Here is a 19310-nt window from a genome sequence, read left to right on the forward strand (position 1 = left end):
TAATAGTATTTTTAAGTGCAATCGATCAATCAGTTTTTTGATATCATTATAAAAAAAATAGAACTATAAAAAATTTAACAAAACAAAAAAATGAAAAAAATCACAACAATAATCATTATTCTAATCAGCTGTATTAATAGTGCTGTAAACGCTCAGACTTATTATCCTTTAAAAAATATAGAAACGAACCTCGCTCCCGTTTCAAACGTTAATGGGCAATGGGTTGCCGTTTCACCTTCTAACAATACTTTAGGGGCAAATTATTATCAGGGATTAAGTTTTGGTTTCGACGTAAATAATTATGCCAGCTTAGTTAACGGTGTTGGAACACAAGATCTTTATTTCGGAAGATGGCAATCTGAATGGAAAGGATGGAGAAAAATAGTAATGCAAAACGAAATTGGTAATGTTGGAATAGGTACCTCTGCACCTACTGCTAATCTAGAAGTAGTTGCTCCTTTACTGGATGGCTCCGAAACATTACTAAAAGTAAGAGTAAGCGATGCTGCTCAGGATTATTTTAGAATTTCTAATATGACTGGTGGTAGCGGACAATTTATTCCAACTTTATATGGATATCATGTTTCTGATAATCGACCAGCACTATATTTAACCGCTGCTGTTGAATCTGGCAATGATATTGGAATAGATCCCGTGATGGTATTTGATTCCAGATTACCTTTAAATGCTATTGCAACAAGACCTTTGTTTGCATGGGATTCTTTTGGCAATAGAAAAATGATTCTAACTTCAAACGGAAATTTGGGGATTGGCACTACAACCACTGGACCTCACAAACTGGCAGTAGAAGGATCAATCGGAGCAAGAGAAATAAAAGTACAGGCAACAGGCTGGTCTGATTTTGTTTTCGAAAAAAACTATAGTTTGCCAACTCTTGAAGAAGTAGAAAAACATATTAACGAAAAGGGCCATTTAAAAGATGTTCCAAGTGAAAAAGAAGTTCTTGAAAACGGAATTAATCTGGGAGAAATGAACTCTAAATTACTTCAGAAAATTGAGGAACTGACTCTGTATAGTATCGAGCAAAATAAAAAAATAATTGATCTACAGAAACAAAATGAAAAACTGTTAGAGATTGAAAAAAGATTATCTAAAATAGAAACTAATTCAAAATAATATTAAGCCACTAAACCTTTCAAAATTGAAAAAGATCATATACATTCTTACAATAACAGTATTAGGTTTCACGAAGATTTCAGCTAATTCTAAGTTCTATACAACTGAATATGAGACAGCTGTTACCTTTCCTGCAGCTTATGCTATAGGTGATTATATTGAATTTCTAAAAGTTAATCCTTTAGATGTTGCTGCATCAGGTTATTATCAAATTTCAATTAGTTATACCCGTGGAGGAGTTGCAGCTGCGGCAATACATCTGGCTTCAATTTCACACTCTAACCCTGCACTTTGGAGAGAAACAGGACGAATAAATAACAATCCGTATTCTGGTCTTGGTGTGAATTTTACAATAGATTGCAATACTGAATACAATAATCCTCGCTTCCGAATCAGAGCCATTAATACATTAGGAATAAGTGCTGATCTTATAGTTCATATAAAAGTAACTTCATTAAACATAAATGGAACTTTTACAGCATTAAATACTACTGGAAATGACTTAACCGTTTCTAAATTTTTACCGATGACAAGCGATTGGAATCTTTATGTTGGAAATGTATTTTCTAATGCCGGAGCCCAGATTGCAATTAAAGCAACTCAAAATGGGTATGTTGGAATTGGAACGACAATTCCTGATGAAAAACTTACTGTAGATGGTAAGATTCATGCAAAAGAAGTTCGCGTTGATCTTTTGAGCCCAATGACAGTACCTGATTATGTATTTACAACTGACTATAAATTAAAAACTCTCAAAGAAGTCGAGGAATATATTAAAAAAAACAATCACTTACCGGAGATTCCATCAGCAAAAGAAATAGAAAAAAATGGTCTGATGCTTGCTGAAATGAACATGAGTTTATTGAAGAAAATTGAGGAATTAACGCTATACAGTATCGAGCAAAATAAAAAAATTGAAGCACAGACAAAAGAAATTGAATCTTTAAAAAATTTAGTTTTAAGGGTTACAAAAATTGAAAATGAACTAGCCCGAAAATAATTTTAATGAAAAATAAAAAAAACATATACATCCTTCTCCCCATCGTATTATTCGTTTGGGGCGGAGTTTTGTATCAGGTTTTTTCTTTTACCAATACCGAAGAGGTGATTTCATCTGCCAATCCTGAATTTACTATTAAGCCTCTGAAGATAAAGAAAAGGCAATCTTTTGTTATTAACGTCAATTACAGAGATCCTTTTTTAGGAAAAATGTATGCTCCTCAAACGGCTTCAAAAGTAAAGTCTGCAACCGTAAAGAAAACAGTGCAACATCATGAAAATGTAGTGTGGCCTGTAATCCTTTACAAAGGAATGATTTCGGATACAAAAGACAAAAATAAAATTTTCATGCTTGTAATTGATAGCCACAATACGTATATGAGAATTGGAGATACCGAAAATGAAATTTTTCTAAAAAATGGTGACAAAGAATCTGTTTATGTAAAATACAAAGGGAATCTAAATCTTATAATGCTTCAGGATTGAAACTAAAGTTTAAAATAAGGTCCGGAGCTTTACAGTTTACCGTATTTATTTCAGTACTAATTGCTTTGCTCTTAGCTGGGTTAATTCTGTATGCCTATACTTTCATTTATATGAAAGAACAATCAAAGGGGGCCATAGAAAACATTCAGTTTTCGGATATCGGAATCAATGCGCTGTTACAACAGAAAGAGTTCACTACCGATACCATTCCATTAGATTTTATTAAAAAAGAAAATCAGACGGTTAAAATTCATTTGTCACAATGGGGCATTTTTGAAAAAGGAATTTCCACCTCGCAATTCCGGAAAAAAAAATTCACTAAAACTGCTATTATAGGAGGTCTTATTAATTCAGAGGAATCCGCAACCCTATTCCTGCAGGAAAGTTATAATGCACTAACTGTGGTGGGCAACACGGCCATTCGCGGTATAGCCTACTTGCCCGTACAAGGAGTAAATTCAGGTTACATTGGCGGACATAGTTATTATGGCTCACACCTCATTTACGGGTCGATTAAAAAAAGTACAAAAGAACTCCCGCAACCTAGAAAACAACTTTTAGAATCGGTTGAGTATAACCTCAATCAATACAAACCACTTACCGAGGATGATTATATCTCTTTGGAAAAAAGTTCAAAAATTATAAATTCTTTTCTGTTAAAAACGAAGGCAATATATTCACAAGACCCCATTATATTGGAAAACAAAACAATAACAGGAAATATTATCATTAAATCTGAAACCCTGATCAAAATAAAAAGAATAAGTCAATTAAAAGATGTCATTCTAATTGCCCCCGTTATAGAAATTGAAGATGAAACCATTGGTACTTTTCAGGCTATAGCTAGTAAAAGAATAACCGTTGGAAAAACATGCAAATTAAGTTATCCCTCAGCTCTGGTTTTGTTTCAGGATAATAAAAATAATCCTGACGAAGTTTCAACAAATCCGATGGATAATAAAATTTTTATCGATACAAAATCTGTTGTAAAAGGAAGTATATGTTACTTTCAAACCAAAACTAAACCCGATTTTCAGACCCAGATTGTTTTAGAAAAAGAAGCTATTATAAAAGGACAGGTCTATTGTAATGGAAATCTTGAAGTTAAGGGAACCGTTTCGGGATCTGTGATTACAAAGCAATTTCTGGCTAACGAATCAGGATCTATTTTTGTAAATCACATTTACAACGGTACCATAGAAAATCAAAACATTCCGAGTATTTACGGAGGAATAGTATTCGAAGAAGAGCAACCTAAAACTGTATTGAAATGGTTGTATTAAAAAAAATAAAATCTGCCACCCTGATTGAAGCTATTGTAGCAACAGTCCTAATTGTAATTGTGTTTGTAATTGCCAGTTTAATACTTAATAACCTGCTCTTAAATACTTTTTCCAAAAACACACATAGTATTGAAAACAGAATCAATGAATTGGAATATGAAGTGCAGCACAACACTATACAATTTCCCTATCAGGAAAGTTATAAAGGCTGGGAAATTACTATAGAACAGCAAAAAACAAGATCCGGCATACTGGTCAACTTTATGGCAACAAACAGGAATCGAAAGAAAGAAATAACAAAACAATTTGCAGTATGGCAGCAGGCAAAGTAAAATCATTTACACTCTCTGAGTTACTGATTGTTATGATTATCACGGCAATTGTGGTGGGTATGGCTTTTAGTGTTTTGCGATTGGTACAAAAGCAGATTCATACGATCCAGACCAATTTTGAAAAAAGCAGTACACTCGCCCTTTTTGAACAAAAACTATGGCAGGATTTTAACGAGCCCCATAATATCACCTACAATGAGCAAAAACAGCTTTTACTGATGCTTTCCGAAATAGACACGGTTACCTATTCCTTTCGGGATAAATATGCATTGCGAAATAAAGATACCATTCCATTAAACCTTTCTGTTCAAAAAATATTCACAAACGGAAAAGAGGTTCAAAACGGAAGTATAGATGCTATAACTTTATCTGCAGCGACTACGCTTAAAGATTATGAGATTTTTGTCTCCAAAAAAAATGATATAACCTTTTTTATGAATCAGGAAGATGGCCTTTAAAATAGAAAACACCCCTTCCAAAAAAGGGAATTCAGTAAAAAAAGCAAATAGTATTGAGCATTTGCTGAAAAAAGAAATTTCCTTTTTTGGTAATTCCTTCAATACTAAAAAGAAGCAGTCTTTTTATCAGGAATTAGCCGTTCTGTTAAAAGCCGGAATTACTTTTAAAGAGGGCTTATCGCTGATTGTAGATTCCCTAAAGAAAAAAGCGGATAAAGAATTAATCCAATCCATACTCAATCAGGTTGTAAACGGAAAACCTTTTTCCGAGGCTTTGTCCGGTTCGTCCTCTTTTACGGAATACGAATACTATTCGATTCAGATTGGGGAAGAAACAGGAACCACCGCGCAGGTCTGTTTTGAACTTGGTCACTTTTTTGAGCGCAAAAACGAACAGAAACGGATTATTATTGCAGCCCTGACCTACCCTTCTATTGTCTTAAGCACCGCTGTTTTGGTAGTTGCCTTTATGTTGAGTTATGTGGTGCCGATGTTTGAGGATATTTTCAGACAAAACAAAATGGAGCTGCCGTTTCTGACACAGGTAATTGTAAAACTATCAGTCGTAACCAAAACATACGGACTGTACTTTTTCCTGGCAATCATTCTTTTTATTTTTTCAACCCAGTTCTTTAAAGACAATCCCAAATACAAGAAAGCACTTCATTACTTTTTGATTAAAATACCTATTATAGGCTCCTTTATGACCAAAGTATATCTGGCGCAATTCACACAGGCCGTTACTTTATTGACCACGGCAAAAGTTCCGCTGCTGAATAGTATTCAGATGGTCAAAAAAATGATCCGTTTTGTGCCCCTTCAGGAAGCCCTCGAAAAAGTGGAGGAAAGTATCCTGAAAGGAAATAGCCTAAGCGGCAGTTTAAAGAACAATCCCCTTTTTGATAACCGAATCATATCCCTGGTAAAAGTAGCCGAAGAAACCAACCAAACCGAATATGTATTCAAACAATTAAGCGAACAGTACAATCAGGAAGTGATACAGCAATCTAAAATCATGACGACTGTTCTTGAGCCTTTTATCATTCTTTTCGTAGGGGTTCTGGTGGCGGTTTTGCTGGTGGCTATGTATTTACCAATGTTTCAGTTGAGTAGTGCGATTGGATAAAAAAATAGGTATTAACCTGTTAAAAAATATAATTAATAAGATAAATACAGTAATATTGCAAAATAATCTAATAGCTTTATAAATGAAAAACAAACCAATTCTTAATACAATATTTTTTATTACTTTCTTATTAAGTAATTTACCTGTTCTTGCTCAATCATCCTTTGCTCCAAAAATCACAAGTATACCTAGTTCTCCTGAAGCAGCACTACTGGGTAGATTTGGTGACATTCCGGTAGGCTATTACACAGGAACAGCTAATATTAGTATTCCTCTTTATAGTATTAAAGAAAATGGCGTTGAAATACCTATTAGTCTAAATTATCATGGCTCCGGAATTAAAGTCGCTGATGAAGCTACCTGGGTAGGTTTGGGCTGGAGTTTAGAGCCTGAGGGATCAATAATCCAGGAAATTAGAGGAAAAGAAGATTCCTTTGATAACACTAAAAATTACCTTGGTGGTTATGAAGGTGAGTATTTGGCATTTAGAACAAGATTGTTTGGAAATCCAGAATCTAACGAATATTGGTATGGAAAAACATATCAGTTAGGCTTTGAACATTGGAGAAAATGTTCTAATCAAGTTGCTTTACCCCCGGGCTATCCTTATGATGGACATGCTTTAATGGGGAGTTTGATGCAGGGACATGGAGAACCTGATATTTATAATTATAATTTTTCAGGTTACTCAGGAAAGTTTTATATAAATCCGGATACCAGGCAAATTGTCTTAATTGATAAAAAAGAAGAAATTATTTTTGAAAATTTAGGATCAAGCTTTAAAGCAACTACTCCTGATGGAAATATTTTTATTTTCGATATATTAGAAAAATCTTATGGTTTAAATCCAATTGGAGGTGTTGACTTTTCTGGTCAAACATATAAATTAAGTTCTGTACAATTAACCAATAATAAAGTTTTAAATTTTTCATATTCCAGCACCAATCTAGTTACCCAAAACTCATATCAAAATTCTGTAGCACTTAATTTTATTTGTAACACAAATGCACAGCCAGATCTTAACCCTCCCGTATTGCAAGGATACTTTTCGAGTGACGTAAAAACACTCAGTCAAATTAAATCGAATGAGGTTATAGTAAATTTTAACCTGGAGGAAAGGGAAGACTTAATACAAAGTACCTATAATACAGCAACCAATCCGAAAAGATTAAAATCTATTGATGTTTTATCTGTACAAACAAATAAAAAGGTTAAAACTTTTCAATTCGGCTATTCGTATTTCTTAAGTCAATCTTCCCAAACAAGTTTAGGAAAACGATTAAGATTAGATTCTGTTAAGGAGATTGGATACGATCAAAATGAAAATCCTGATAACTCAAAACCGGCACATTTGTTTCAATATGACATGAGTGTGACAATGCCGGAAAAAAATTCATTATCAGTAGATTTTTGGGGATATTATAATGGCCAAAGCAATACCGGATTACTTCCGAATATCGATTATTTTTATCCGTATAGTCTTTCTATGTTAACTTATCCTAAGGCCAATAGATTTGCGGATGATACAAAAGGAAAAGCTTACTTATTAAATAAAATAACGTACCCTACAGGTGGATATACCGAATTATATTATGAAGCTAACACTTTTACAAATCAATTTATTCCGGATAACATAACCATCAATAAAACACATAAATATCTAACCGTACAAGATAATAATAATGATGACTCTCTTACACCCAAAAACTTAACTCCTTATTTTGAATTAAGCAAAGCTGTCAGTATTCATTTTGAAAATAGAATTGAGGATGGAACGGCATTCCCCGGTAGTACTTCATATTCTTTATATGAACTTGAAGGAACATTTATTGAATTTAAGAAAATAAAAAACGGTGTAACAACTGTAATTAAAAGATGGGACCTGACTTCCGTTTATAATGTCGATTTTGAAAGAGATCATAGGAAGATCTGGGCAGAGGATATTTTGGTGCCTTATGATCCTGGTGCACAATATACAGTAACCACGTATTTACCCGGAAATAAATCTACTAAACCAAATGATACGTATAGGCTAGCTACAGCTAGATCAATCATACAGTATGATGATGAGACAGGAGTCGACACCAGCGTAAGTACAGGAGGCGGATTTAGAATTGCTAATATTAAGAATTATGCAAAAAGTGGACAAATGACAAGCAATAAAAAAATTTGCTACATTAATGAAAACGGAACTTCTTCCGGAAAATTACTAAATCAATTTAAACCTTTGCAGGATGTTACTATTTTTTGTAATACATGTTGGCCACCTAATGGTGGTTTAACAACATCGACATCAACAGCTTTTACGCAATATACTCTTTCTACGACTGACTTTGGAATGAGTGGAGGAAATACTATTGGTTACTCAAGAGTAGAAGAAATTGAATTATCAGAAAATAACGTAGATACAAATGGAAAAAAGGTCTTTACCTATTATAATAATACGAATTTAACCAAACCAGGATTTCCTAATATTGTCTATGCAAAAAACGGGCAGCTTTATGAAGAATTATTTTATAATAGTGGCGGCACTTTAGTAAATAAAAAATTCTATACTTATAAAAATTTGCAAAATTCTGCAATTACTTATGAAGGTGTCAAAATTATAAACCATAGCATAGGGAACGCTGATTTGGGAGATCCCTTTTCTGATGGTTCGACATCTTATGTATATACTTATGAAGCTTATCCCATAAATTCATATTGGTTTGCAACTGAAAGCGTTCTCACAACCAACTTTCTAAATAATGGTTCCTTAAGCACTAGTGAAAATTATATTTATAATGCTAAGGGAAAAATAAGATCTTCTATAACAACCAACAGTAAGAATGAAACTCTTCAGACAGACAATTTTTATGCGTCTGATAATGAAATGACAAGCAGTCCGTTTGCATTAGAATTGAAAAACAAAAACATGATCAATAACCCTTTACAAACGCAAACATATAAAGGCGGAAATAAGATATCAGATCAGATTAACATTTATGATAAAAGTGCTGCAACAAGTAATCTACTATCATTAAAGAATGTTTATGCAGCTAAATTCCCAAATTCATTACCCTTAATCACAGGAATAGGAAACCTTGAAAAAAAGGTCACGTACGATAAGTATGACGGCAAAGCTAATATTTTGCAATATAGCCTTGAGAACACCGGCTCTGTTTCTATTATCTGGGGCTATAATAAAACATTGCCAATTGCCAAGATTGAAAACGCCGACAACTCTAAAATTGCCACAGCACTAGGTGTTTCAGACCTTAGTGCTTTAAACGAAACTAATCTTGCAGCTATTAATGCTTTACGAAATAATAGCTCTTTTACTACTTGTATGATCACTGCCTACACCTTTATTCCTTTGGTAGGTGTCAGCACCATAACAGACCCTAAAGGTGATACTATAACTTATACGTATGATACTTTCGGAAGGCTTGCATTCGTAAAAGATAAAAACGGAAATATCCTTTCTGAGAACCAGTACAATTACAAACCATAAACCAAAAACAGCATGAAAAACTTTATAAAAATTATTTTGGTTTTATTTCCTGTTATGGTCATTGGCCAGACCAAGACCGAGAACTATATCAAGACGGTAACCTACAAAACAGCAAGCCTGACGACAATAACAACTCCCAGTCCTGCTCAGGCATCTCAAAATGTAACCTATTTTGACGGACTTGGAAGACCCGTACAGCAAGTTGCTGTGCAGCAATCCGATTCAGGAAAAGACATTGTAACTCCGATTGAGTACGATGGTTTTGGAAGGCAGGTAAAGGAATATCTTCCGTTTGCTTCGTCCCAAACCAATTCGGCTTTTATCAATCCAACAACTCTGGTTTCAGATTTAACCGCACAATACAAAACCAATTATGGGACTGTCAATGCCAACCCTTATAGTGAGAAACAATTAGAAGCTTCCCCTCTGAACCGTGTTCTGAAACAGGCAGCTCCCGGAAACGACTGGAGCATGGGATTGGGGCATGAGATCAAAATGGACTACCAGACCAATGTAGACAATGACGTGAGACTCTTCACGGCTACCACCATCTGTAATCCGACCTTAGGACTCTATACGATTTCTATTTCAGACAGTGGTACCTACTCCGCCGGACAACTGTACAAAACAGTTACTTATGATGAGAATACGGCAGCTCCGCTATCAGAACTAAATGGTTCAACTATAGAATTTAAAAATAAAGAAGGTCAGATAGTACTAAAAAGAACCTACGGCACTGTAGGAACCGGAACCACTAATGAAAAACACGATACTTATTATGTCTATGATGTTTATGGTAACCTAACCTACGTCATCCCGCCAAAAGCAACGGATCTTATTGGAACTGCCACAGGCCTGCAGGCTGACGTAACTTCATCAGCTCTAGTGCCTGCAGGGACTTCCTTAACCTTAATAGCTTCTAATTCGATTCGATTATTACCGGGATTTCAGTTTAAAGCGCAGGCAGGAAGTACTTTTAGCGCTGTTATTGACAATGGCAATCAAACTATTCTGGATAATTTAGGTTACCAGTACAAATACGACTACCGCAACCGTATGGTAGAGAAAAAATTGCCCGGCAAACAATGGGAATTTATTGTTTATGACAAACTAGATCGTGTTGTCGCTACAGGACCTGCTAATTCGCCTTTTTCGGATCTTACTTCAGTGGGATGGCTCGTTACCAAATATGATGCATTTAACAGGCCGGTTATTACCGGCTGGTTATCCGCTACGGTAACAGTGGCTACCAGGAAAATACTTCAGGATGCACAAAATGCCTTGACTTCAAATTTCAATGAAACCAAAATTGCCACGGCAACCAACACGATAGTACCCGCCACGACAGGAGTAAAATTCAGGTATGACAACGCAGCCTGGCCAACATCAGGATATCATGTAATGAGCGTGAACTATTATGACGATTATAATTTTCCCGATGCACCTGCCACAATTCCCGCAACTGTTGCAGCGAATACTGCCGGGGTAAGTCAGGTTGTTTATTACAATGCGACAACAAAACCTATAGGGCGTTTCACAGGATCCTGGGTAAGGGTTCCTGATCTGAGCACGAATTACAAATATGAACAGACCTACAGTCTGTATGATGAGAAGGCAAGACTGGTACGTTCCTATACGCAGAATTTTCTGGGTGGTTTCACCTGCCTGGACAATAAACTCGATACCTTCTCAGGTCAGCTGCAATATACCATAACCACACACAGCAGATTGTCAACAGACCCTGTACTTAAAACAACCGACACCTTTACCTATTCGGCTCAGGACAGGTTAAAGACCCACACCCATCAAATCGGGACAGGAACACTGGAAGTTATTGCCAATAATTCTTATGATGAACTTGGACAATTAATTTCTAAAAAGGTTGGAAGCAATACCCAAAACATCAATTATACCTACAATATCCGTGGATGGATGACGGGCATTAATGATGTTACGGCTTTGACCATAGCGGGAGATCCAAAGGATTTGTTCGCTTTTAAGATTAATTATAACAATACGCCAGGCATTACGGGTGGTAAAGCCCTATACAACGGAAATATTGCGGAGACGTTCTGGATCAGTACTTCTGAAACAACTCCGGTAATACGCGGATATGCTTATTTATATGATAATCTTAACCGACTTAAAACAAGTATTTATAAGCGCGATGCCGTAATCAGTAATACCATAATCAGTAATGCCTACAGTGAGAACCTGACGTATGATAAAAATGGCAATATAGGCAGTCTTACGCGTAACGGAAACAGTGAAACTGCCACACAAATTGATGCTTTGGTCTACACTTATACCAATAGCAATACCACCAACCAACTTTTAAAAGTAGTCGATAGTGCCCCCGCGGCTACTAAAATTTATGGTTTTGCTGACAGTGCCGCCAATACGGATGATTACAGTTATGATGCTAATGGCAATATGACTAAGGACAACAACAAAAACATCACGGCGATTACCTACAATCACCTGAACCTGCCAACCAAAATAACTTTTGCAACAGCAGGAAACATTGCTTATCTTTACAATGCAACAGGGCAAAAAGTACAGAAAATTGTAAAGGAGGATGCTAATGAAACAATAACCGAATATTTAGGGGGTTATCAGTATGTAAAAACACCTGCTACAACTACAATGCTTAAGTTTTTCCCAACAGCCGAAGGGTATGTAGAGGTTTCAGGAAGTTCTTATAAATATGTATATCAATACAAGGATCATTTGGGTAATATCCGTTTGAGCTATGACAAAAATCTTACGATTCAGGATGAAAACCAATATTATCCTTTTGGGCTACAACAAAAAAGACCTACTGATGTAATGGTAGCGTCTAATTATAAGTATAAGTTTCTTGGTCAAGAGCGTCAAGACGAGCTAGGACTAAACTGGGACACTTTTAGACATAGAAATTATGATTATGCTATTGGTAGATTTTTTGGAGTTGACCCTGTTTCGGAAGAGTATATGTCGATTTCCACTTATCAGTTTGCTCATAATAATCCTGTATGGAAAATTGAAATAGAAGGTTTGGAAGGAGCTCCCTCCAACGGAAAGCAAGATATTTCCAATCATGAACCAATTAAAGTTAAAAATACTCCTATGCAAGGTTTTTTAGGAGGAGGTTTAATTGAAACAAAGGTTATCCAGAAAACTACAACCGAAGTTGTTAAGGAGGTAGCAGTTGAAACTACTAAAAAAGGTGGAGGTCTTTTATTGAAAGGATTAGGTACTGTACTTGCTGTTTTAACTGATTACATGAGCCCTAATTATGGAGGACGTACAAGCGAGATGCCATCTAAATTTGGTATTGATGAAAAATTTAGCGTCAAAGATTATAAAATCGAGGAAAAAACAGTTGAAGAAACAGGAATAAAACGTTTTTTTGAAGATAATAGTAAACATGGCAAAGATAAGAAAGGTAGAGCAGGAAAAGCTCCTGAAAACCCTCAAGAAGTTCTTGATGATTCATTTGAATTGCCTGGAAATACAACGCGAAGAGTTGGTGTTGATTATGAGACTGGCGAGTTTAACGTTTTTGATGAGCATTCTGAAGGAAAATTTCATGGACATGTTAGAACTTGGAATGAATTATCTCAAGACATGAAAAATATATTATTAAAACAAAAAGTGGTTACTAAAAAAGGAAAAATAATTAATCAAGAATAAATGGAGTATAAAAATTATTCATATACAGATAAAAGTTCGATAGAATTATTGCTTCAGACAAACGATAATGAACAAATAATTTCGGCAATTATTGGAGCAGTAAACGGAATAGATGATTGGGAATGGTTGCAAAAATTATGTTTAAATTATATCAATCATTCTGATTATTGGGTTTCTAAGACGGCTATTTCTAGCTTAGGAGATGTTGCTAGAATACATCATAAATTAGAAAAAGAAAAAGTTGTTAGCCATTTAAAAAAAATAGTTAATGAAAAGTTATTAGGTTCTGTTAATTCCGCAATAGAAGATATTGATTTGTTTATCAAATAAATTACAACTCGCTCTGGCTCGCAGAAGAGTTCCCCCTGCTGGCGCGCGAGCGTCTCGCTCGTGAACGCAAAAGTCGACAAAGCATAAAAACAAAGAACTCGCAGTGATGCGAGTTTTTTTATGTTTCACTCGCTAGTGCGAATATCTAGTTCGTAATGACAAAGTATTTCTTACATTAGATGCAAAATCTAATAATGAGTAGAAAATACAAATTTGATAAGAAACTAAGGAGATAATGACCAAAATGTTTTAGAAATTAACATACATTGATGTTGATTGCGTTCACGAGCGAGACGCTCACGCTAGCGGGGGAGATATAGCAAGTTTACTTATCAAGAAGCAAAGATAGGGTCACAATTAAATGAACGATTTAATGATTCAGAAGCTGACCAAAGAGCAATTCATAATGCATACAAATTTTAAACTATGAAAAATAATTTTACCAGTTTAAGTATAATAAATTTTTTATTTTTTATTATATGCTTAATAATTTATTTATTGCCAATCTTTATTAATGGTGATACTAATAGAATATTACTTGGGAAGCTAACTTTTAACGTATTTTATCCATCTTTATTTTGTTGTACAGTACTAACATCTCTATTTATTATTAATAAGGCGAGAATTAGAAAAACTTTTTTGTTTTTGAATTACGTTGTTTTATTGTTTTTGTTGGTGTTTTTATTTAAGATAATATATGTTATTTTGTAAATCAACGGTGTGGCTAATCTATCACATGTGTTGGTGGTTAATTATTTCATATAATATTTGAGAATAATTAAGGATTTATAATAAAATTACAACAAAATAGAGTAGTGACACAACACTTTAGATTTATAACCTATTGAAATAGAATAGATAGCAGTGGAAATAATTTAAAGATGAGCAGTAATGCTCATCTGTTTTGTTTTAATATTGCCTAAATGATCTAAAATGAGTAAACATGCTATGCTAAATGGAAGTTTGCCACCAGGAAATAAGATATTTAGATAAAAAAATAAGATTATGAAATTTAGTATTGGACCACAGTTTTCTAGAGAATTTTCTAATGAAGACAGACTAATAGTTGATGATTTAACAGATACTTTAAATGGATGTATATCTGAAAAAAAATATAACTCAGAAATAGAGAAGATATACATCGCTGTTCTTTGTGTCTCTAAAGGATTCGAACCTTTTTTTAAAGCAAGACCTTTAAAAATATTAAGAAACGAACCAGCGATTGAGTACGAAATCAAACTAGAGTTTGAAACTTTTTTTAAAGCAAACAAGGAAGAAAAAATAACGATTCTGAATAATGAATTTCTAAATCAATCAAAAGAAATTTTGAGTGATAAGAAGGTAAAAAAATTTGATACAGATGCCTTTATTAATGACATTAGAGAATGTTTAAATAAAAATTAAATATGTAAAGCATAATTTTACCCCTTGCTGGCGCGAGCGTCTCGCTCGTGAACGCAAAGTGAATCAACAAAGCATAAAAAACAAAGAACTCGCAGTGATGCGAGTTTTTTTATGTTTCACTCGCTAGTGCGAATATCTAGTTCGTAATCGCAAAGTTTTTCTTACATTAGCTGCAAAATCTAATAATGAGTGTAAAATATAAATAATGAAAATATATATATTAATTATTGTGGTATTATTGCTTTCTTGTAATAAACAAAAGATAAATAGTCAAAAAACTTATTCTTCTTCAAATTATGAGAAGTATTACAACAAAAAAATAGAAGCTAAAAAACTTGCTGATAGCGCTTTAAAAACTGGAAATAAAATTTTATATGTCGAAGCATTTAAGAAATATGTTTCCATCAATTGTTATGAAGACTTTTTATATTATTCAATAAAAATGTCTGAAAAATATGATTTTGGAGAAGCCTACTTTGACACGTTTTATTTATTAACGCTTCGTGAAAATGATAGTGCCATAAGAGTAAACAAATTAGCCAATTATTACTTGTTTAAGGCATACGAAAAGAAGAATATTAATGCTGAATACGAAATAGAGCATATTTACCCAAATTTAAAATCAATACCAAAACCATCTTACTACTTAATTAAAAATGAATAATTAAATATTTTCTAAATTATAAAGTCCCCTTATTGTCCTAAAATAGGTTTACACAAAAGTGAAAAAATATGGAAGATATTCAAAAACAACATCTTCAAAATGGCAATCTAAGTAAGTATAGTGAAGAATTTAAAAGATTTGTTTGTAATGATTTTTAACTGGAACATGGACAAAAAGAGAAATATAAAATAAATATAACATTAGACGTACGAGATTAACTTATTGGCTGAAAGAAATAGGTTTTGACTATCTGTTTAAGATGGCACAAAGTCAGAGACATTTATGCAGCATTGATGAAGACTTCTGGGAGCTGAGTTATAGAATATCTCAATACAATCACCTCCGATGGTAATAGGTGACAAAGAAATCTAAATAAACACTTATATTATCTAAAAAAATCATGCTTACTATCAAAAATCGTCTAACATCATAGCATCATGGGATCTAACAGAATAGATAAAAATAACTTAACAATTATACTTATTCCAATATTTACTATAATCATTTATTATGCATTTATGTATACAGGTTTATTTATGATTTTTGATAAATTTTCAATCTTCTTGGTAAGATTTATTCGTTGGAAAAATGATAAACCTATTTCTATTTTTGATAGCATTATTACTGATTATTGTTTACTTGCATTGTTTTTTATAATTATATTATTGCTATTGTTGTATAGATATCGGAGGAAAAAAGAACTTAAAATTGGTTTTTTAATTTCAATATTAATCATGATGCTAATATTTTTTAAGTACTGTATAGCATTAATGTAAAAGATGGAATTTTAAAGATTGAGCACGTAAGCTTTCCAACGGGACTAAAATCCTTCTATACAGGGTATAAATTACCGGCCGTAATTTTAATAAATAATAGGAATATATAGGGTATTGAGAGTGAAACTAAGAATAAAACAACTTTAAGTAAAAATGGATATGGATTATAGAATTTTTAAAAATTTCCTTTTGCATATTTTAATATATATTGTAATTATTATATTTTTATTCAATTGCATTGATTTTTTTATACTAAATTTTTTGCAAGAATAAGTATTCTTACGCAGATTCGAGTTAAAATATATGTTTACAGCGTAATTACATTAGTCTATAGTACATATTTAATAAAAGAAACTGTAAGATTTAAGTTTATTGAGTATAGAATTAATTTAGTGGTTTTTATGTTATTACAAATGATTGTTTTATACATTTTCAAAAATTAAAACTTTCTTTAAGATATTTTTTAGTAAAGGAATTTTTATAGATTTTTATCCGAACTTCAGTACAATTTTAATATAGATAAAATATGAAAGCAAATATTATAATCATTGTTTTGATCTTAGCGCTAGCTTTTGCATGCAAAAAAAAGGAAGAGGTGAAAGTTTATTATTCAGATGAAAACTCTGGAACTTTTTTTAGGGAAAAATTATCAAATCAAAAATTAATGGATAGTTTAGAGAATCGTACACTATTTAATGGTGATACGCTAGCATATAATGAATTAAAAGGGATTTATTATATCGGTGGACAGAGAGTTACAGGATTGCTTTATTATTCTTTGATTATGTCTAATAAATATAATTATAAAAGAGCTTCCTTTGATGTATATGATATTCTAACACATGATAAAAAAGTTTTGGATGATAAAACAAAAAAAATGGCATATGATTACTTAAAAAAAAGCAAGTGAAATTGCAGTGCTTTTAGGTAGTGCTTCATATCAAGTCTTTTTATATGCTAGTAATGTAACGAACTGAGTAGTGTTTCAGAGTTAATTATATGAGATTGTAAATTCCCGCTCCCCCTGCTGGCGCGAGCGTATCCTCGTGAACACAAAGTGAATCAACAAAGCATAAAAAACAAAGAACTCGCATTGATGCGAGTTTTTTTATGTTTCACTCGCTAGCGCGAATGTCTAGTTCGTAACCGCAAAGTATTTCTTACATTAGCTGCAAAATCTAATAATGATTGTAAAATACAAATTTGGCAAGAAACTACAGTGATATGACCAAAATGTTTTAGAAATTGACATAAATGATGTTGATTGCGTTCACGAGCGAGACGCTCGCGATAGCGGGGAAAAAAAAATCAAAAATACTAGCAATACTAATCATTTTTTCCATTATAATTTTTATCATATATGGGCAACTAAAAAGTTATAGATATGAAAAAGAATTACTAAAAGATGGAAAAGTAACAATTGGAAAACTTGATAGTATTGAAGAACATCCTAAAAGAACTTATTTGCATGTATCATATTATATTGGCAAAAAAAAAATTATTTCTTTTGAAAGTGGTTTACACAAAAAAGTATCTCCAAAAGACATCGGCAAATTTTATAAAATAAAATATCTATTAAATTCTCCTGAAATAATTAGGGGAATTTACTCTCAACAGATTATCGATAGCATGGCAATATTAAAAGCAGGTTTTTCAAAAAAGGATATCGAAAAATAAGGGTAGTGTTCCAGATTAGGTGTTTTTATAAAGTAATGACGTAACCCCTTGCTGGCGAGCGTCTAGTTCGCGATCAAAATCAATAAATCAAAACTTTTTCTTTGGTAGTGCGAACATCTTTTTCCTAGATGCAAAGTATTTCCCCCTGCTGGCGCGAGCGTCTCGCTCGTGAACACAAAGTTAATCAGCAAAGTATAAAAAACAAAGAACTCGCATTGATGCGAGTTTTTTTATGTTTCACTCGCTAGTGCGAATATCTAGTTCGTAATCGCAAAGTATTTCTTACATTAGCTGCAAAATTAATAATGAGTGTAAAATAAAAATTTGGCAAGAGACTACGGTGATGATGGCCAAAAATGTTTTAGAAATTGACATAAATGATGTTGATTGCGTTCACGAGCGAGACGCTCACGCTAGCGGGGGAGCTGGGAGAAAAGAAATGACAGAACCTGTTTAAAATCGATGAATGATAATTTAAAAATGTATAAGGATAGAAGTGATTAAAAGAAAAGCAATAACTCTGGGCATATTAATGGTTTGTATATCTATATTTGAAAAATGTAGTTTCTATGATTCAAATATTTCTAGTACTATTCTGAATCATCAAATAATTTATGATTCTATAAATTATAAAGTAAAAAATTTTAATGTTAATTTATATATAACACTGGAGTTTAAAAATAAAAATATCGAGAGAAATCAGTATAATGACTTTTTATTAATTATTGAAAAAGATACTTTTCCCTTAATTCCGCAGGTTAACTATTTAAAAAAAGAGAATCATGGTCAGATACAAATCCGATATTTATCAAAAATAAATTTTCAATCTAATAGGTACGATAATGATTCTATATTAAATATTATAAAAAAATATAGCAAAGTAATTAATTCAAAAGGTAAAGAAATTAATAAAAATAAAGGATTTATTATTGAGCCACTGATACTTTTACATATGCCTAAAAATAATGGAATAAAAATTTAAATCTTACCCGCTCTCCTAATTGTTCCTTATGAAAAGCTGCGCAAATGTTTCTAGACTGCATCCAAAAGTTTAGACGAATTTATAATTAAATTTGATAAAACTCTCCTGACTTTTAAGATTAGTTGTTAATTAATACTGATTTGATATAGCTACTAAAATTCTACGAAAATGGTTTTAAAGTCAGAGATTTTATGAGATTTCTGTTTTAATTATATTTGTTTAAAATGACGCAAAGTCAGAGACAGATGCGCAGCGTCGATCAAGACTTTGGGGAGTTGGGGGGTGGTGATATTTTAAGTCTTATCGCGCATGAAAGAGGACAACATATAAAAGATTGTTTAGATTTGGGGAAGGGAATTTACAACACTCGTTTTAAGTATAATGCATACCTGAGGCAATTTCAGCTTGAGTCCTGGAAAAACACTTACAGACTTATGAAGATGAAATAGAGCAAGTAGCAGGACAATACGTTCATTATTAAAAAAATA

The 19310-nt window shown here is 32.9% G+C and carries 15 protein-coding genes; all 15 read left to right on the forward strand.

Annotated elements, in window-relative coordinates:
• Positions 1-90: 90 nt before the first annotated feature.
• The 15 genes from D0817_RS05065 (at position 91) to D0817_RS05135 (ending at position 18822) form a co-directional block, all read left to right on the forward strand.
• A complete protein-coding gene (locus D0817_RS05065) occupies positions 91-1137 on the forward strand; it encodes a hypothetical protein (RefSeq protein ID WP_127337323.1) in 1047 nt (348 codons plus the stop codon).
• A 25-nt stretch (positions 1138-1162) separates the two neighbouring features.
• Positions 1163-2137 (forward strand): tail fiber protein, encoded by a 975-nt coding sequence (locus tag D0817_RS05070; protein WP_127337324.1) that lies wholly within the window; start codon positions 1163-1165, stop codon positions 2135-2137.
• A gap of 5 nt (positions 2138-2142) precedes the next feature.
• The gene (locus D0817_RS05075; protein ID WP_127337325.1) at positions 2143-2622 is read left to right on the forward strand and encodes a hypothetical protein; all 480 of its coding nucleotides are present in this window, start codon (positions 2143-2145) and stop codon (positions 2620-2622) included.
• A gap of 110 nt (positions 2623-2732) precedes the next feature.
• Positions 2733-3905: a hypothetical protein gene (locus tag D0817_RS05080; protein ID WP_238160819.1), complete on the forward strand. Its 1173-nt coding sequence runs from the start codon at positions 2733-2735 to the stop codon at positions 3903-3905.
• On the forward strand, positions 3893-4237 hold the full coding sequence (locus D0817_RS05085; RefSeq protein WP_127337327.1) for a hypothetical protein: 345 nt from the start codon (positions 3893-3895) through the stop codon (positions 4235-4237). Before D0817_RS05080 ends, D0817_RS05085 begins: the two co-directional genes overlap by 13 nt.
• Positions 4219-4695: a PulJ/GspJ family protein gene (locus D0817_RS05090; RefSeq protein WP_127337328.1), complete on the forward strand. Its 477-nt coding sequence runs from the start codon at positions 4219-4221 to the stop codon at positions 4693-4695. The genes D0817_RS05085 and D0817_RS05090 overlap by 19 nt, the downstream gene beginning before the upstream one ends.
• Entirely contained in the window at positions 4685-5821 is a 1137-nt protein-coding gene (locus D0817_RS05095) for a type II secretion system F family protein (RefSeq protein WP_127337329.1), read from the forward strand. The genes D0817_RS05090 and D0817_RS05095 overlap by 11 nt, the downstream gene beginning before the upstream one ends.
• A gap of 82 nt (positions 5822-5903) precedes the next feature.
• Complete coding sequence (locus D0817_RS05100) at positions 5904-9314, forward strand: RHS repeat domain-containing protein (protein ID WP_127337330.1); 3411 nt, start codon at positions 5904-5906, stop codon at positions 9312-9314.
• Between the two features lie 12 nt (positions 9315-9326).
• Positions 9327-12989: a DUF6443 domain-containing protein gene (locus D0817_RS05105; protein WP_238160820.1), complete on the forward strand. Its 3663-nt coding sequence runs from the start codon at positions 9327-9329 to the stop codon at positions 12987-12989.
• On the forward strand, positions 12990-13319 hold the full coding sequence (locus tag D0817_RS05110) for a hypothetical protein (RefSeq protein WP_127337331.1): 330 nt from the start codon (positions 12990-12992) through the stop codon (positions 13317-13319).
• A 1005-nt stretch (positions 13320-14324) separates the two neighbouring features.
• Complete coding sequence (locus tag D0817_RS05115; protein WP_127337332.1) at positions 14325-14723, forward strand: Imm44 family immunity protein; 399 nt, start codon at positions 14325-14327, stop codon at positions 14721-14723.
• A 205-nt stretch (positions 14724-14928) separates the two neighbouring features.
• Positions 14929-15387 (forward strand): hypothetical protein, encoded by a 459-nt coding sequence (locus D0817_RS05120; RefSeq protein WP_127337333.1) that lies wholly within the window; start codon positions 14929-14931, stop codon positions 15385-15387.
• 1302 nt (positions 15388-16689) lie between these two features.
• The gene (locus D0817_RS05125; protein WP_127337334.1) at positions 16690-17073 is read left to right on the forward strand and encodes a hypothetical protein; all 384 of its coding nucleotides are present in this window, start codon (positions 16690-16692) and stop codon (positions 17071-17073) included.
• Positions 17074-17417: 344 nt separating this feature from the next.
• A complete protein-coding gene (locus tag D0817_RS05130) occupies positions 17418-17840 on the forward strand; it encodes a hypothetical protein (protein WP_127337335.1) in 423 nt (140 codons plus the stop codon).
• Positions 17841-18336: 496 nt separating this feature from the next.
• Positions 18337-18822, forward strand: coding sequence for a hypothetical protein (locus tag D0817_RS05135; RefSeq protein WP_127337336.1), 486 nt, complete (start codon positions 18337-18339; stop codon positions 18820-18822).
• Positions 18823-19310: the final 488 nt, after the last annotated feature.

Origin of the sequence: Flavobacterium cupreum, assembly GCF_003996965.1 — a bacterium.
GTDB classification, from domain to species: Bacteria; Bacteroidota; Bacteroidia; order Flavobacteriales; family Flavobacteriaceae; genus Flavobacterium; species Flavobacterium cupreum.

Excerpts from the sequence above, each read along its gene's own strand:
- D0817_RS05065 (WP_127337323.1), top strand. The coding sequence starts at position 91 with ATGAAAAAAATCACAACAATAATCATTATTCTAATCAGCTGTATTAAT.
- D0817_RS05075 (WP_127337325.1), top strand. The coding sequence starts at position 2,143 with ATGAAAAATAAAAAAAACATATACATCCTTCTCCCCATCGTATTATTC.
- D0817_RS05080 (WP_238160819.1), top strand. The coding sequence starts at position 2,733 with ATGAAAGAACAATCAAAGGGGGCCATAGAAAACATTCAGTTTTCGGAT.
- D0817_RS05085 (WP_127337327.1), top strand. The coding sequence starts at position 3,893 with ATGGTTGTATTAAAAAAAATAAAATCTGCCACCCTGATTGAAGCTATT.
- D0817_RS05090 (WP_127337328.1), top strand. The coding sequence starts at position 4,219 with ATGGCAGCAGGCAAAGTAAAATCATTTACACTCTCTGAGTTACTGATT.
- D0817_RS05095 (WP_127337329.1), top strand. The coding sequence starts at position 4,685 with ATGGCCTTTAAAATAGAAAACACCCCTTCCAAAAAAGGGAATTCAGTA.
- D0817_RS05100 (WP_127337330.1), top strand. The coding sequence starts at position 5,904 with ATGAAAAACAAACCAATTCTTAATACAATATTTTTTATTACTTTCTTA.
- D0817_RS05105 (WP_238160820.1), top strand. The coding sequence starts at position 9,327 with ATGAAAAACTTTATAAAAATTATTTTGGTTTTATTTCCTGTTATGGTC.
- D0817_RS05110 (WP_127337331.1), top strand. The coding sequence starts at position 12,990 with ATGGAGTATAAAAATTATTCATATACAGATAAAAGTTCGATAGAATTA.
- D0817_RS05115 (WP_127337332.1), top strand. The coding sequence starts at position 14,325 with ATGAAATTTAGTATTGGACCACAGTTTTCTAGAGAATTTTCTAATGAA.
- D0817_RS05120 (WP_127337333.1), top strand. The coding sequence starts at position 14,929 with ATGAAAATATATATATTAATTATTGTGGTATTATTGCTTTCTTGTAAT.
- D0817_RS05125 (WP_127337334.1), top strand. The coding sequence starts at position 16,690 with ATGAAAGCAAATATTATAATCATTGTTTTGATCTTAGCGCTAGCTTTT.
- D0817_RS05130 (WP_127337335.1), top strand. The coding sequence starts at position 17,418 with ATGATGTTGATTGCGTTCACGAGCGAGACGCTCGCGATAGCGGGGAAA.